This is a genomic window from Duganella rhizosphaerae (assembly GCF_040364205.1).
Lineage (GTDB): Bacteria > Pseudomonadota > Gammaproteobacteria > Burkholderiales > Burkholderiaceae_D > Rugamonas > Rugamonas rhizosphaerae.
The window spans coordinates 497,037-510,069 of sequence record NZ_BPWK01000003.1; the positions used below are offsets into that span (position 1 = coordinate 497,037).

16 protein-coding genes and 1 pseudogene are annotated in these 13,033 nt (G+C 65.4%); 11 read left to right on the forward strand and 6 right to left on the reverse strand.

Annotated features, from left to right (window positions below; translation table 11 throughout):
* Positions 1 to 92 precede the first annotated feature (92 nt).
* Together RUGAMON1_RS09525 and RUGAMON1_RS09530 are read left to right on the forward strand one after the other, a co-directional pair.
* Positions 93 to 1,277: a tetratricopeptide repeat protein gene (locus RUGAMON1_RS09525; RefSeq protein WP_445230276.1), complete on the forward strand. Its 1,185-nt coding sequence runs from the start codon at positions 93 to 95 to the stop codon at positions 1,275 to 1,277.
* A 125-nt stretch (positions 1,278 to 1,402) separates the two neighbouring features.
* Entirely contained in the window at positions 1,403 to 3,988 is a 2,586-nt protein-coding gene (locus RUGAMON1_RS09530; RefSeq protein ID WP_445230277.1) for a BACON domain-containing protein, read from the forward strand.
* A 4-nt stretch (positions 3,989 to 3,992) separates the two neighbouring features.
* Here the strand turns inward: RUGAMON1_RS09530 and RUGAMON1_RS09535 are convergent, their stop codons facing one another.
* The gene (locus RUGAMON1_RS09535; protein ID WP_445230278.1) at positions 3,993 to 4,370 is read right to left on the reverse strand and encodes a Rossmann-fold NAD(P)-binding domain-containing protein; all 378 of its coding nucleotides are present in this window, start codon (positions 4,368 to 4,370) and stop codon (positions 3,993 to 3,995) included.
* Between the two features lie 109 nt (positions 4,371 to 4,479).
* Between RUGAMON1_RS09535 and RUGAMON1_RS09540 the strand changes: the two genes are divergently transcribed.
* From RUGAMON1_RS09540 to RUGAMON1_RS09550, 3 genes are read left to right on the forward strand one after another with little or no spacing between them, the layout of a single operon-like run.
* The gene (locus RUGAMON1_RS09540; RefSeq protein WP_445230279.1) at positions 4,480 to 5,166 is read left to right on the forward strand and encodes a GNAT family N-acetyltransferase; all 687 of its coding nucleotides are present in this window, start codon (positions 4,480 to 4,482) and stop codon (positions 5,164 to 5,166) included.
* A gap of 1 nt (position 5,167) precedes the next feature.
* On the forward strand, positions 5,168 to 5,716 hold the full coding sequence (locus RUGAMON1_RS09545) for a cysteine hydrolase family protein (RefSeq protein ID WP_445230280.1): 549 nt from the start codon (positions 5,168 to 5,170) through the stop codon (positions 5,714 to 5,716).
* Between the two features lie 5 nt (positions 5,717 to 5,721).
* Positions 5,722 to 6,453, forward strand: a complete 732-nt coding sequence (locus RUGAMON1_RS09550) for a metallophosphoesterase family protein (RefSeq protein ID WP_445230281.1) — start codon at positions 5,722 to 5,724, stop codon at positions 6,451 to 6,453.
* A gap of 20 nt (positions 6,454 to 6,473) precedes the next feature.
* On the opposite strand, the gene RUGAMON1_RS09555 is transcribed toward RUGAMON1_RS09550, so the two are convergent.
* A complete protein-coding gene (locus tag RUGAMON1_RS09555; protein WP_445230282.1) occupies positions 6,474 to 7,079 on the reverse strand; it encodes a hypothetical protein in 606 nt (201 codons plus the stop codon).
* Positions 7,080 to 7,214: 135 nt separating this feature from the next.
* Between RUGAMON1_RS09555 and RUGAMON1_RS09560 the strand changes: the two genes are divergently transcribed.
* Positions 7,215 to 7,760, forward strand: coding sequence for a DUF4256 domain-containing protein (locus RUGAMON1_RS09560; protein WP_445230283.1), 546 nt, complete (start codon positions 7,215 to 7,217; stop codon positions 7,758 to 7,760).
* 2 nt (positions 7,761 to 7,762) lie between these two features.
* On the opposite strand, the pseudogene RUGAMON1_RS09565 reads toward RUGAMON1_RS09560, so the two are convergent.
* Positions 7,763 to 7,957 (reverse strand): annotated as a pseudogene (locus tag RUGAMON1_RS09565) (uracil-DNA glycosylase family protein); the annotation flags it as partial.
* Positions 7,958 to 8,128: 171 nt separating this feature from the next.
* Between RUGAMON1_RS09565 and RUGAMON1_RS09570 the strand changes: the two are divergent.
* Complete coding sequence (locus tag RUGAMON1_RS09570) at positions 8,129 to 8,479, forward strand: HVO_A0114 family putative DNA-binding protein (RefSeq protein ID WP_445230284.1); 351 nt, start codon at positions 8,129 to 8,131, stop codon at positions 8,477 to 8,479.
* A gap of 20 nt (positions 8,480 to 8,499) precedes the next feature.
* On the opposite strand, the gene RUGAMON1_RS09575 is transcribed toward RUGAMON1_RS09570, so the two are convergent.
* Positions 8,500 to 9,000, reverse strand: a complete 501-nt coding sequence (locus RUGAMON1_RS09575) for a DNA-deoxyinosine glycosylase (RefSeq protein WP_445230285.1) — start codon at positions 8,998 to 9,000, stop codon at positions 8,500 to 8,502.
* A 91-nt stretch (positions 9,001 to 9,091) separates the two neighbouring features.
* On the opposite strand from RUGAMON1_RS09575, the gene RUGAMON1_RS09580 reads away from it, so the two are divergent.
* Positions 9,092 to 9,529 carry an Mpo1 family 2-hydroxy fatty acid dioxygenase gene (locus tag RUGAMON1_RS09580; protein WP_445230286.1) on the forward strand — a complete coding sequence of 146 codons (438 nt, stop codon included), beginning with the start codon at positions 9,092 to 9,094 and terminating at the stop codon, positions 9,527 to 9,529.
* On the opposite strand, the gene RUGAMON1_RS09585 is transcribed toward RUGAMON1_RS09580, so the two are convergent.
* Positions 9,526 to 9,663: a hypothetical protein gene (locus RUGAMON1_RS09585; protein ID WP_445230287.1), complete on the reverse strand. Its 138-nt coding sequence runs from the start codon at positions 9,661 to 9,663 to the stop codon at positions 9,526 to 9,528. The two genes, RUGAMON1_RS09580 and RUGAMON1_RS09585, sit on opposite strands and share 4 nt — an antisense overlap.
* Before the next feature lie 159 nt (positions 9,664 to 9,822).
* On the opposite strand from RUGAMON1_RS09585, the gene RUGAMON1_RS09590 reads away from it, so the two are divergent.
* The 3 genes from RUGAMON1_RS09590 (at position 9,823) to RUGAMON1_RS09600 (ending at position 11,477) form a co-directional block, all read left to right on the forward strand.
* Positions 9,823 to 10,743, forward strand: coding sequence for a DMT family transporter (locus tag RUGAMON1_RS09590; RefSeq protein ID WP_445230288.1), 921 nt, complete (start codon positions 9,823 to 9,825; stop codon positions 10,741 to 10,743).
* On the forward strand, positions 10,743 to 11,234 hold the full coding sequence (locus tag RUGAMON1_RS09595) for a GNAT family N-acetyltransferase (protein ID WP_445230289.1): 492 nt from the start codon (positions 10,743 to 10,745) through the stop codon (positions 11,232 to 11,234). Before RUGAMON1_RS09590 ends, RUGAMON1_RS09595 begins: the two co-directional genes overlap by 1 nt.
* A gap of 66 nt (positions 11,235 to 11,300) precedes the next feature.
* Positions 11,301 to 11,477 (forward strand): hypothetical protein, encoded by a 177-nt coding sequence (locus tag RUGAMON1_RS09600; RefSeq protein ID WP_217946056.1) that lies wholly within the window; start codon positions 11,301 to 11,303, stop codon positions 11,475 to 11,477.
* On the opposite strand, the gene RUGAMON1_RS09605 is transcribed toward RUGAMON1_RS09600, so the two are convergent.
* Complete coding sequence (locus RUGAMON1_RS09605) at positions 11,463 to 13,007, reverse strand: glycine betaine ABC transporter substrate-binding protein (RefSeq protein WP_445230290.1); 1,545 nt, start codon at positions 13,005 to 13,007, stop codon at positions 11,463 to 11,465. The two genes, RUGAMON1_RS09600 and RUGAMON1_RS09605, sit on opposite strands and share 15 nt — an antisense overlap.
* Positions 13,008 to 13,033 lie beyond the last annotated feature (26 nt).

The window sequence follows — 13,033 nt, forward strand, 5'->3', positions numbered from 1 at the left end:
CCGGGAGCCGAGGATACTTTCCTCAAGCGGAACACAGAGTCCGCTGCCTGGTGCGGCGCCGGCTTGTGCTCCGCAGCAAAGGGAGACTCGTCATGAAAGCATGGGCCCTGACCTTGTGCGCCGCGCTGCTGTGCGGTTGCGCCGGGCCGTCGCTGACGCAGCGCGCGGCCGCGCCGATGGTATTCCACGATCAACTGTTCCAGCCGCCGGCCAAGCCGGTCGACACCGCCCACGTGTTCGCCGTCAGCCCCGCCATGCGCAGCTACCTGAGCCGCGAAATCGGCCACAGCCTGTCGCGCAAGGATCCGCGCCGCGAGCTGTTCGACGCCCTGTACCGCAAGGACAAGCTGCAACTCGAATACGATTCGGCCATCACCCGCGACGCCGCCCAGACCTTCGAGGCGCGCGCCGGCAACTGCCTGTCGCTGGCCATCATGACGGCCGCGCTGGCGCGCGAGCTCAACCTCGTGGTGCAGTTCCAGCAGGTCGAGGTCGAGGAAAGCTGGAGCCGCGCCGGCAACCTGTATTTCGCCAGCAACCACGTCAACCTGTCGCTGGGCCGGCCGCGCCTGAGCCAGGGCGATGTCTACAGCGTCGACCTGTCGAACGCGCTGACGGTGGACTTCATCCCCATCCCGCCCAAGGCGCGCGAAAACGCCAGGCCGCTGGAAGAGCAGACCATCATCGCCATGTACCTGAACAACCGCGCCGCCGAGCTGCTCTCGCAGGGCAAGCTGGACGACGCCTACTGGTCGGCCCGCAAGGCGGTCGAGCAAGACCCGAACTTCCTGCACGCCTACAACACGCTGGCGGTGGTGTACCAGCACCACGGCAACCTGCCCGAGGCCGAGCAGGCGCTGCGCTACGCGCTGTCGCAGGCGCCCGACAACACCATCTTCCTGTCCAACCTGGTGCAGTCGCTGGCGGCCCAGCCCGGCCAGGACAAACAGGCCGAGGCGGCCCGGCTGCGCATCCGCCTGACCCAGCTGGAACCCGACCCGCCCTTCCATTTCTTCAACCTGGGCCAGGCCGCCATGGAGGCCGGCGACTACCGCCGCGCACGCGACCTGTTCGCGCGCGAAGTGGAGCGGGTGCCGGACTACCACGAGTTCCACTTCTGGCTGGCGCTGGCCAATTACCAGCTGGGCAATCTGCGCGAAGCCGACGCCCACATGGCCAAGGCGCTGGCCAACAGCACCACGCGCGGCGACCACGACCTGTATTCGGCCAAGCTGGACCGCATCCGCGCGTATGAGGCGCACTCGGCGGGCAAATAGGCGGGCGCGATGGTATTCTGGCCTGGGCGCGGCCGTGCGCGCGTCCGATGCTTGACACATAGTTGCAAACACGCAACAATTGTAAAATGTGTAAATCAAGCTGTGCTTACCCCAAGGATACCGCCATGCTGAGACCCAGGTCCGTCTACCTCCTGCCGCTGTTGCTGGCCGCCCTGCTGACCGGATGCGGCGGCGGTGGTGGCGGTGGCGGCGGCGCCGATCCCTCCACCCCGGCCGTCTCGCCCGCCCTCAGCTTCAACCCCGACACTGTCCGCGCCAGCATCAACGCCGGCACTTCGACCACCCTCAACATCATCGCCACCGTGGCCAGGCCGGCCGACTTCGCCAATGCCGGCAGCGTGCTCGCCAGCGTGGTCGACAGCAACGGCGTGCTGCTGCCCAACGCCCAGCTGATACGCGACAGCGACACCCAGTACCACGCCGTGCTGCAAACGGCGCCGTCGCTGGCGGCCGGCACCTACACCGGCACCTTCACCGTGCGCCTGTGCCGCGACAGCGGCTGCGCCGCACAATTCCCCGGCTCGCCGATGCTGCTGCCCTACAACCTGCAGGTGGTGCCGGTCGGCCAGCTGGCCTTCAGCGCCACGCCGGCCGTCGCGCTCAGCGGCACCGCCCACGTCGGCGCGGCCGCCCCGGCCGCGATCAACGTCGCCATCAGCAGCGAAGGACGCAGCTGGACCGCCAGCAGCGGCGCCGCCTGGCTCAAGCCGGGCGCCGCTGCCGGCAGCGGCAGCGGCACGCTCAGCGTCGCCTTCGACGCCAGCGGCCTGGCCGTGGGCGACTACAGCACCACGCTGACCATCAGCGCCAGCGACGGCCAGAGCGCCGTCCTGCCGGCCACGCTGTCGGTCCAGCCCAGCGGCCTGGTCACCGCCGGCAGCGTCACCTTCAACGCCATCAACGGCGCCCCGGTGCCGAACCAGGTGATCGCGCTCGACACCGACGACCAGCGCAGCGCCAGCTGGAGCGCCGTGGCCAACGGCGCCTGGCTGCGCATCTCGCCCACCAGCGGCACCACGCCGGCCACCGCGGTGCTGACGGTCGATCCCACCGTCGGCACGCTGGCCAGCGCCAGCTACAGCGGCAGCGTGGCGCTGAGCGCCACCGGCCAGGCCAGCCGCAACCTGCCGGTCACGCTCAACCTGAGCCCGGCCACCCTGAGCACATCGCTCAACAGCATCACCCTGGGCGGCGGCTACGGCCGCGATTTCAGCGCCAGCCCGAGCCTGGCGCTGAGCCTGAACACCGTCACCAATTCCTGGCCCTGGTCGTTCGGCGCGCTGCCCGCCTGGGCCGACGCCAGCGTCCTCGGCGGCAGCGTCAACCAAGCCGCCAGCACCATCGCCTTCAACGCCCTGCCGGCCAACGCCAGCGTCGGCGTCACTTCGACGCTGGTCAACGCCACCGCCCGCGTCAACGGCGACCGGGTGGTGGCGCCGGTGCTGCTGACCATCAACAAGGACCAGCACAAGCTGCTGCCGTCGGAAACCGGGGTCGCCTTCAGCGCCACGCCGGCCTGGACCAGGCTGACCCGCACCCTGACCGTGCGCGACAACTACGGCACCTTCGGCGGCATGAGCGCCTCCTCCAGCCAGGGCTGGCTGGTGGCCGGCGTCAGCGGCAACAAGCTGATCCTCACGGCCGACCCGACCACGCTGGGCGCGAACACGCTGAGCATCGCCACCGTCACGCTGACCCCGTTCGACGCCGACGCCAGCGCGCCCGAGCCGATCCGCATCGCCCTGTGGAAGGGCACGCGCACGCCGCAGGCCAACGTCAGCACCGTGCTGACCTACGCCAACGTGATCACCGATCCGATCCGGCCTTATGCCTATGTGCACAACGGCGGCGCCTACATCGACGTCTACAACCTCTACAGCGGACAAAAAACCGCCACCATCGCCGGCCTGGGCGCCAGCCTGGGCGACATGGCCACCAGCGCCAACGGCGACTATCTGTACCTGTTGAACCTGAGCAGCCACTCGCTGGTCACCATCGACCTCAACACCCAGACGGTGCTGTCGCAGGTCGCGGTCGACGCCGACCAGGCCACCCGCCTCAAGGTGATCCGGCCGAACGGCGTGGAAATGCTGGTGCTCAGCAACGGCGCCGCCTACCTGACCGCCAGCAACGCCCGTCTCAGCCTGCCGCTCAGCGGCGGCGGCACGCTGGCCGCCAGCGGCGACGGCAACCGGCTGCTGCTGCAAGCCGAGAATGCCGCCGTGGTGGGGATCACCACGCTGAACGTCGACTATGCCGCGCTCAACGGCGGCACGCTGTACCCGGCCAAGGTGCCGGCCGCCAGCCACGCCAACACCGGCACGCTGGGCCAGGACATCGCCGTCAGCCAGGACGGCACGCGCATCTACACCGCCAGCAGCTCGCCCAAGCTGTGCAGCATACTCAATCCGGGCGACCTGGGGGTGCTGGGCTACCTGGCGGCCGGCGACGGCACGCCCAACAACATCGAGCTGGGCAGCGACGGCCGCATCTATTGCGGCGCCGCCGTCAAGGCGGCCGTCAACGACGTGTGGATGTACGACGCCACCGGCAAGCTGCTGAACCAGTACAAGCTGGTCGGCAGCGGCAAGCTGCTGCTGCCGCGCCAGCTGGCGGTGTCCGGCGACGGCTTGCTGTTGATCGGCATCACCGACGATGGCGTGGCCACCATCGTCCCGGTGGGGCCGTAAGGCTTCAGTAGCCGGTGCTGCGGCCGGCGATGACCGGCAGGTCGTCGTCGCTGGTCATGGCCCAGATCAGGCGGGCGATGGTTTCGGAGGCGATCACCGTGTGGTGATTACCCTGCGCCATCAGCTTTTCGCGGATCTCGCGCCGCACGGCGGGGATGCCGGTCAGGTCGAACAGGATGTCGACGCCGCTGCCCATGGCGACGATCTGGTCCAGCGTCACCACCGCCAGGCCGGCGTCGAGCGCCAGCTGGCGGCCCGGCGTGTCGCCGCTTTCGGCCACCCCCACCAACTGCACGCCGCGCTCGCGGCGGCCCAGCATATTACGCAGGAAGGCCGAGCCGATACGGCCCAGTCCGATGATGGCGATTTTCTGATTATCCATGTTGTCCCCAGCTAAGTTGAACTGCGATGCATACCCCTGTCAAAACTGTGTTAAAAAGAAAGTGTATTTCAAACAAGCATAACCACGCTCCACCGACAAGGCAAGCTGCATGGAACGCAACGACCTGCTGGACCACATTTTTTGGCACACCCTGACCGGCGCCCACGCGCGCCACGCCGACGGCAGCGGCGGCGCGCGCCGCTACACCCAGGGCTTCTCCCCCATCGTCGCCTTTGCCGATCCGGCCCGGCCGGACTTCGCCGCGCTGGCGGCGGTGTGCGCGCCGGGCGAACCGTTTTACTGCGACAGCTGGAACGGCGCCGCCCCGCCCGGCTGGAAGATAGACGCCGAGAGCACCATGTTCCGCATGGTCTGGAGCGGCGCCATGCCGGCCGCCGATCCGGCGCCGCAGGCGCGGCCGCTGGGCCCGCAGCACGCGGCGCAGGCGCTGGAGCTGGCCCTGCTGTGCAAGCCGGGTCCGTTCGGCATCCGCACCATCGAGCTGGGCGACTACTTCGGCTACTTCGACGGCGGGCGCCTGATGGCCATGGCCGGCGAACGCCTGCGCGCGCCGGGGCTGTGCGAAATCAGCGGCGTCTGCACCCATCCCGACTACCAGGGCAGGGGCTTGGCAAAACAACTGATACTCAAGCTGGTGCGCCGCCACCTGCTGCGCGGCGACACTTCTTTTTTGCACGTCATGCGCAGCAATGACGCGCACCAACTCTACCTGCGCATGGGCTTCGAGGATTACCTGGAGTCGGTGGTGCGGGTGATCTCCCGCGAGGACACATAAGATGCAGGCATTGATCATCATCGACATGCAACAAGGCATGGCCAGCCCCGCCGCCGGCGCGCGCAACAACCCCGACGCCGAGCGCAACATCGCCGCCCTGCTGGACGCCTGGCGCGCCGCCGGCCCCCCCGTGGTCCACGTGCGCCACATGTCGCGCACGCCGGGATCGCCGTTCTGGCCGGGCCAGCCGGGCGCCGAATTCCAGCCGCGCCTGGCGCCGCTGGCGCACGAACACGTGGTGGAAAAGAATGTGCCGGACTGCTTCGTCAACAGCGGGCTGGAGCGCTGGTTGCGGGTGCGCGGCATCGACAGTCTGGTGCTGGCCGGCGTCAGCACCAACAACTCGGTGGAGTCCAGCGCCCGCAGCGCCGGCAACCTCGGCTTCGCCACCAGCGTGGTGGCCGACGCCTGCTACGCCTACGCCCAAACCGACTACGCGGGCGCTCCCCGCAGCGCGGACGATGTACACTACATGGCGTTGTCCAATCTCGATGGCGAATACGCCGCCATCGTCGACACCGCCACCTTGCTGGCCACATTGAGGGATTGATCGTCATGCGCATCGCCATCGTCTCCGACATCCACGGCAACCTGGCCGCGCTGGAAGCGGTGGTGGCCGACATCCGCCGCCAGGGCGTGGACGCGGTGGTCAACCTCGGCGACAGCCTGTCCGGCCCGCTGCTGCCGCTGGAGACCGCGCGTTTCCTGATGCTGCAGGACTGGACCCACCTGGCCGGCAACCACGAGCGGCAGATCCTCGAACTGCATCCCGGCTCCGGCGCGTCCGACGCCTATGCCCGCGCGCAACTGACGGCGCCGGAACTGGCGTGGATCGCCACGCTGCCGTCCGCCCTGCAATACAACGAGGACGTGTTCCTGTGCCACGGCACGCCGACCAGCGACCTCACCGGCCTGCTGGAAACGGCCGACCGCCACGCCGGCGCGGCCGACATCGAACAGCGCCTCGGCCAGGTCGACGCCAGCCTGGTCGCCTGCGGCCACACGCACGTGCCGCGCAGCGTGCGCAGCGCGCGCGGCCAGTTGCTCGTCAATCCCGGCAGCGTCGGCCAGCCGGCCTATGCCGACGACCACCCGTATCCCCACGCCATCGAATCCGGCTCGCCCGACGCCCGCTACGCCATCGTCGAGCGCCGCCAGCAGCAGTGGCAGGCGCAACTGTTCAGCATCCCCTACGACCACGGCAGCATGGCCGAACTGGCCTGCGCCAACGGCCGCGAAGACTGGGCGGTCGCGCTGATGACCGGTTATGTCTCGGCTACGGAATAAGGCTAAGCCAGGCTGTTCTATTACCTTTCTGCGGCGTCGATCGCCACTGGCTTGCGCCAGCGGCCCCACTCCGTCCGCTCGAAGAAGTGCCCCTTCGGCCAAAGTATGTTGATGCGCTGGCCGTGATACTGCACTTCTTCAGCCGACATGCCGCCCGCTTGCGCCCATCTTCTCCAAAAGGACACAGCGATCGACCACCAGAACCATGCGGCCGCGAAGCCGCCGCCCAATGCCAGAAATTGAGGAATGGGCGGTTCCACGGAAAACCAAGTCTGCATGACGAATATCGGCCCGACCATCAAAGGCAGTATCGGCCCATTCACCAGCGCCACGCCGACAAAGGCTGTGAGGCTCGCCGGCCGCGAACCAGGAGCGGGCAGGATATAACGGAATTGCTCGGAATCGGCTGCCAACGCGTTCCGCTCAGCCTTGGACAATTGCATGAATTGACGTCGCAATCGGCGTCGCTGCACTGCGAGTGCCAGGGACAAAAGCAGCGAGTAGGCAACGACGACGGCCAGGCAGGTCAGCTGGAAATCACTGCCGAGCAAACTCGCAGGCCATGTCGCGATGGCAGCCAAGATAACGAACAATAAAAGAAAAAGACAAACACTCAACTTGGTCATGCTTTCCCCCTTTAGACAAGGATATGCGGAGCTGTCCGACGAAAGCTCGACGGCGATCAAACCGGCGACCATGTCCTCGCATTGTCAGCTACCATTCCGCTTAACCGGCACCTTGGCTTCGAAAGGAGAAATAAATTGGAAACGGCACTTGGAGGCGAGTTAATCGGAACGCTCAAAGATCGGTTCGCGAAGAACATGCGTCGTCACACAGGAATCGACTGGAGTTCCGTGCAGGCGAAGTTGGAGGCCAATCTTGGAAAGCTCCTGCCACTCGCTGAAATGGAACGCACCGGCGGAGAACCGGATGTCATTACTTATGACGCAATAAACGATGCGTTCATTTTCTGTGATTGTTCACCCGAAAGCCCAACGGGCCGACGCAGCACGTGCTACGACAAAGAGGCGCGCGATTCACGCAAGGAAAATAAACCCGGCACAAGCGCTATCGAAATGGCGTCCACTATCGGTGTCGAGTTACTCACGGAGCAGCAATATCGAGCGTTGCAGAAATTGGGAGAGTTCGACAGGAAAACGTCGAGCTGGGTGCAAACACCCGCCAAGATAAGGCATCTTGGCGGCGCGCTATTCTGCGATCGTCGTTATGACCATGTTTTCCTGTATCACAATGGCGCTGAATCGTACTATGCGGCAAGAGGCTTTCGCGGTCGGCTCAGCGTCTGAATTCAGGAGTGCAATAGCTCACGCCATAATTCCAGTTTCGCTTGCAACGACAAACTGGCATGGGCGGGCGAGGTTGATGGCAAAACCAGCGTCCGGTCACCATGGGCGGCGGGCTTGCGGATGGCGGAATCCAGACTGCCTTCGCGCTCGCAGGCGCCCAGCACATCCCACAGGCCGAAGCCGTGCGCCAGCAGACGCGCGGTAAAACCACCCAAGAAGTTCAAGTATGCGGGACGTATTTGGGCCTTTGACCACAAGCACCGGCACATCTCAGACCAGGGCCTGCCGTATGAATTCAAGGATGCGCAGCAACTGATCAACGATTTCTTCGCAGACGTTGACCGGGTATTGCAGGAGGTAAGAAAGCGATGAAACCGATTGTGATTGGCATTATGCCGCAAGAACGCATACGTCAGCGTGTGCTGGCGATCGCTCGTGGCAGCTATAAACCGAAGCCGGGTGAACCTAAAGTCTGGTTCACCTCGATGAAATCACTGGCCGAGGTACTAAGTGACGACAACCGCGCATTGTTGCACGTTATTTTGGAAACGAAGCCGGCATCCATTGCGGCATTGGCGGAGCTCACCGGCCGCAAACCAAGCAACCTGTCGCGCACACTAAAGACAATGTCCAACTACGGCATCGTGGAACTGAGGCGTGAGCGGAATCAGGTACGTCCCGTGGCCAAAGCCACCGAATTTCGTATCTTCGCTCATTGAATCGCGACAGACTAGACAGATTACAGTAGCATTTTCCAGTGCTCTAGTTTTTGTGCAAGTGTGAGTGATGCATGTGCCGGAGAAGTCGATGGCAGCACCAGCGTGCGATAGCCCTCGGCGGCGAACTGGCGGGCGAACTGGCCGGAGGTCTGGCCATTGAAGCCGACCGTTTCCAGCAACGGGCATAACTCCCGCAGCCGGGCGAAATCATTGGCGGCGGGCTTGCGGATGGCGGAATCCAGACTGCCTTCGCGCTCACAGGCGCCCAGCACATCCCACAGGCCGAAGCCGTGCGCCAGCAGACGCGGCAGGCGTTCGTCGTACGGCAACTGGGCCAGCGGCTCTCCCGTCAGCGCCGACAGAATCGGCCACAGCAGATTGCGCGGATGCGCATAGTACTGCTGCGCCGCCAGCGAGGCGGCGCCGGGAAAACTGCCCAGCACCAGGATGCGGGTGCGCGCGTCGAGCACCGGCGCGAGGCCGGTCAGCGCGGGAGGGAGGGGATCTGTCGCATAGCTCATGGCCGCATTGTACCCAAGCGTTGCCACGCCGCGTTTCAGGTGTAGAATTTACCGACAGCACGACCGTACTATAAAAACAAAGGAGACACCCATGTCGCAACCCCGCACCATCGATACGCTGCTGGCCCAGTACAGCGAAAGCCACCTCAATCCCATCAACGAAGTGATCCACTTCGTCTGCGTGCCCATCATCGTGTTCACGCTGCTGGGCTTGCTGTGGGCCGTGCATCCGCTACTGGCGGTCGCGGTCACGCTGGCCTCGCTGGCCTACTACTTCAAGCTGTCGAAGCCGTTCGCGGTGGGCATGCTGCTGATGACCACGCTGATGCTGGCCCTGCTGGCCGCCCTGCCCGACCGCGCCGTCCTGCCGCTGTCGCTGGCGATCTTCGTGCTGGCGTGGATAGGACAGTTCATCGGCCACAAGATCGAAGGCAAGAAGCCGTCGTTTTTCGACGACCTGCGCTTCCTGCTGATCGGACCGCTGTTTGTGCTGGGATTTTTGTACCGCCGGATGAAGCTGGCGTATTAATGAAAACCGGCGAAGGCGAAGAGGGTCTGGGCAGCGCTCTGCATCTCCTCGTCGGCCAGCAACAGCACCAGCGCGGTACTGACCGCGACATAGCCCAGCAAGCCGACGACCTTGATTTGCAGCGCGGTACTCATGCCGCTCTCCCTTGATTGATGTGTCTTTCCATCATACTTGCATTTTCAACAAAATGCTCAAAATTTACGCAACGATACAAACAAATTCGGCGACCTGTTGCGCCGCAACAAAATCATAGCCGCTAGGCAAGGAATCGCCCGGGCGGCTATACTCGTCCGATGTCCTCTCCACTCCTGTTCATCATTGCCTGCCTGATCTGGGGCTCCACTTTCTTCGCCATCACGCTGCAATTGGGCGAGGTCGCACCCGCCGTATCGGTGGTCTACCGCTTCGCGCTGTCGGCGGCGGTGCTGTTCGCCTGGTGCCTGGCGCGCGGCGACAAGCTGATCATGCCTTGGCGCACCCAGCGCTGGATGTTCCTGCAAGGCTGCGCCACCTTCGGCCTGAGCTACATCTGCACCTACACCTCCGAGCAATATTTGGTCTCCGGCCTGGTCGCCGTGCTGTTCGCGCTGATGGTGTTCTGGAACCCCATCCTCAACCGCATGGCCTTCGGCACCCCGCTCAGCTGGCGCACCTGGAGCGCCGGCGCGGTCGCCATCTGCGGCGTCACGCTGCTGTTCTTCCAGTCCATCGTGGGCGCCTGGAGCGAGATCCTGTCCGGCGGCAATGGGCACTTTCTGCTCGGCCTGGCACTGGCGCTGACCGCCACCATCGCCAGCTCGGTTGGCAACGTGGTCGTGATCAAGGTGCGCGAGCAATCGTCCAACGTGCTGCTGACGATGGCCTGGTCGATGCTGTGGGGCAGCCTGCTGGTGGCGCTGTGGGTGCTGGCCAGCGGCCAGTCCTTCACCATGCCGGCCGGCCTGCCCTACTGGGGCGGGCTGCTGTACCTGTCGCTGTTCGGCTCGGTGATCGCCTTTGCCGCCTACTTCACGCTGATCCACCGCATCGGCTCGCACAAGGCCGTGTACATCGGCGTGGTCACGCCGGTCATTTCCGTGCTGCTGTCGATCCAGCTGGAGCATTTCCGCCCCGGCCCGCTGCAATGGGCCGGCATGATATTGTGCCTGTCCAGCGTCGCCTGGGCGCTGCAGTCCGATTCCCCCTCCACCACAGAAAGCATAGTCGAAGCCTGATGAGCACTTCCAACCTGACCATACGCCCGGCCCAGCCGGCAGACGTCGCCGCCATTTTCGGCATGATTTACGAATTGGCCGTGTTTGAAAAACTGGAACACATGGTCGTCGCCAACGAAGCCATGCTGCACGACAGCCTGTTCTGCGACAAGCCGGTCTGCGAAGCGCTGGTCGGCGAGACCGACGGCGTAGTCGTCACCTTCGCGTTGTTCTTCCACAACTTCTCCACCTTCCTGTGCAAGAAGGGCCTGTACCTAGAAGATTTGTACGTCAAGCAAAGCGCGCGCGGCAAGGGCTACGGCAAGCAGATGCTGGTGGCGCTGGCGCAGCTGGCGGTGGAACGCGACTGCGGCCGCTTCGAATGGTCGGTGCTGGACTGGAACAGCAACGCCATCAAGCTGTACGAAAGCATGGGCGCCTCGCTGCTGCCGGAGTGGCGCATCTGCCGCGTCACCGGCGAGGCGCTGACGCAGATGTCTCAAGGGGCTTGATCTAGCGCAAAGCAGGGAGCGGTTATGCTTGCAGAATGAATGTCAAACCTATCGCAGGAGACAGTCATGCCCAAATTACCGCCCCTGGCCACCACCGTCTACAAAGCCTGGCTGCGCGCCCGGCTGGAACGCCACACGCAGGCGCTCGAAGCCATCGCCGCCCAGCGCGAGAACGATTTCCTCGCAGAGCGCCTGCTGCACAAGGAAATGGTGCTGCTGCGCTCCAAGCTACACTCGCTGTGAAGGCGCGCGGCTGGCCAGCCGTTCCAGCAGCTCGAACGCGGCCTGCGTCAACAGCGCCAGCAGCGCCGCCGGAATCGCCCCGGCCAGCAGCATGGCGTTATCGTTCAGCGCCAGGCCGATGGTGATGCGTTCGCCGTAGCCGCCGGCGCCGATGAAGGCGGCGATGGTCGCCGTCCCCACGCTCATCACCGCCGCCGTTTTCACGCCGGCCAGGATCACCGGCAAGGCCAGCGGCAGCTCGACATGCAGCAGCCGCTGCATCGGCCGCAGGCCCAGCGCCTGCGCCGCCAGCCGCAAGCCGGCCGGCACCTGCAACAAGCCGGTGCAGGTGTTGCGTACGATGGGCAGCAGCGCATACACCACCAGCGCCACCAGCGCCGGCGCCGTGCCTATCATGCCCAGCAAGGGTATCAGCAGCGCCAGCAAGGCCAGCGAGGGCACCGTTTGCAGCACGCCCGTCAAGCCCAGCACCACCTGCCGCAGGCGCGGCAACGCCGCCGCCAGCACGCCCAGCGGAATGCCGACCACGCACGCCAGCAGCACCGCCACCAACACCAGCGTCACATGCTGGCGCGTCAGCGGCCACAGGTTCTTGTCGAAGATCTTGGCCAGCAGGCCGTCACGTACCTGGATCGGCGCCGCCTGCACCACCTTGCCGGCATCGGCGGACGGCGCGCCTGCGGCCAGCGGCTTGTGCGCGGCCAGCCAGTCGCGCGCCACGCTGGCGAAATTCTGGCCGTCGATTTCGGCGGCGGCGTTCATCGCGATCATGTCGGCCGCGCTGATGCGCCCCTCCAGCTGCGTGATCGCCTTCCACGCAGCCGGAAAGCGTTGGGCCGCATCGAGCCGGTACAGCAGCACCGCGTCGTAGCGCGGGAAGTAGGCGCGGTCGTCCTCCAGCACACGCAGGCCGTACTGGCGGATCTTGGCGTCGGTGGAGTAGATGTCGATCACGTCGACCTGGCGCTGCATCAAGGCCTCGTAGGCGATGCCGTGGTCCAGGCCTTCCGGCTGCTGAGGCAGGCCGTAGCGCTTGGCCAGGCCCGGCCAGCCATCGGCGCGGCCGATGAATTCATGCGACAGGCCGAAGCGCAAGCGCGGCTGCGCGGCCAGCTCGCTGAGTTTCGTCAGCCCGTCCGGCCCGCCGCGCATCGCCAGCGCGTAGGTGTTGTTGAAGCCCAGCGGCGCCGCAACGCCCAGCCCCATCGGGGCCAGCTCGCGGCGGATCTGCTCCAGCGGCGCGGCCTGCGCATGCTTGAGGATTTCCAGGTCGATGGTGCCGAGGTACTCGGGATAGACGTCGATGCGGCCGGCCTGCAAGGCAGCCAGCACGATGGCGGTGTTGCCCAGGCCTTGCAGGTGCTCGACCTTGACGTTTGGCGCCGCCTGCGCCGCGGTCTGCGCCAGCACCTCGCCAAGAATATAGGATTCGGTGAAGCGCTTCGAACCCACGTGCAGCGTATCGGCCGGCGCGGCGCACGCCACGCCAGCCCACAACAGGGCCAGGCAAACTAGCAATCGTCCTTGCACACGCTCTCCGGAATGATGGTCAATCC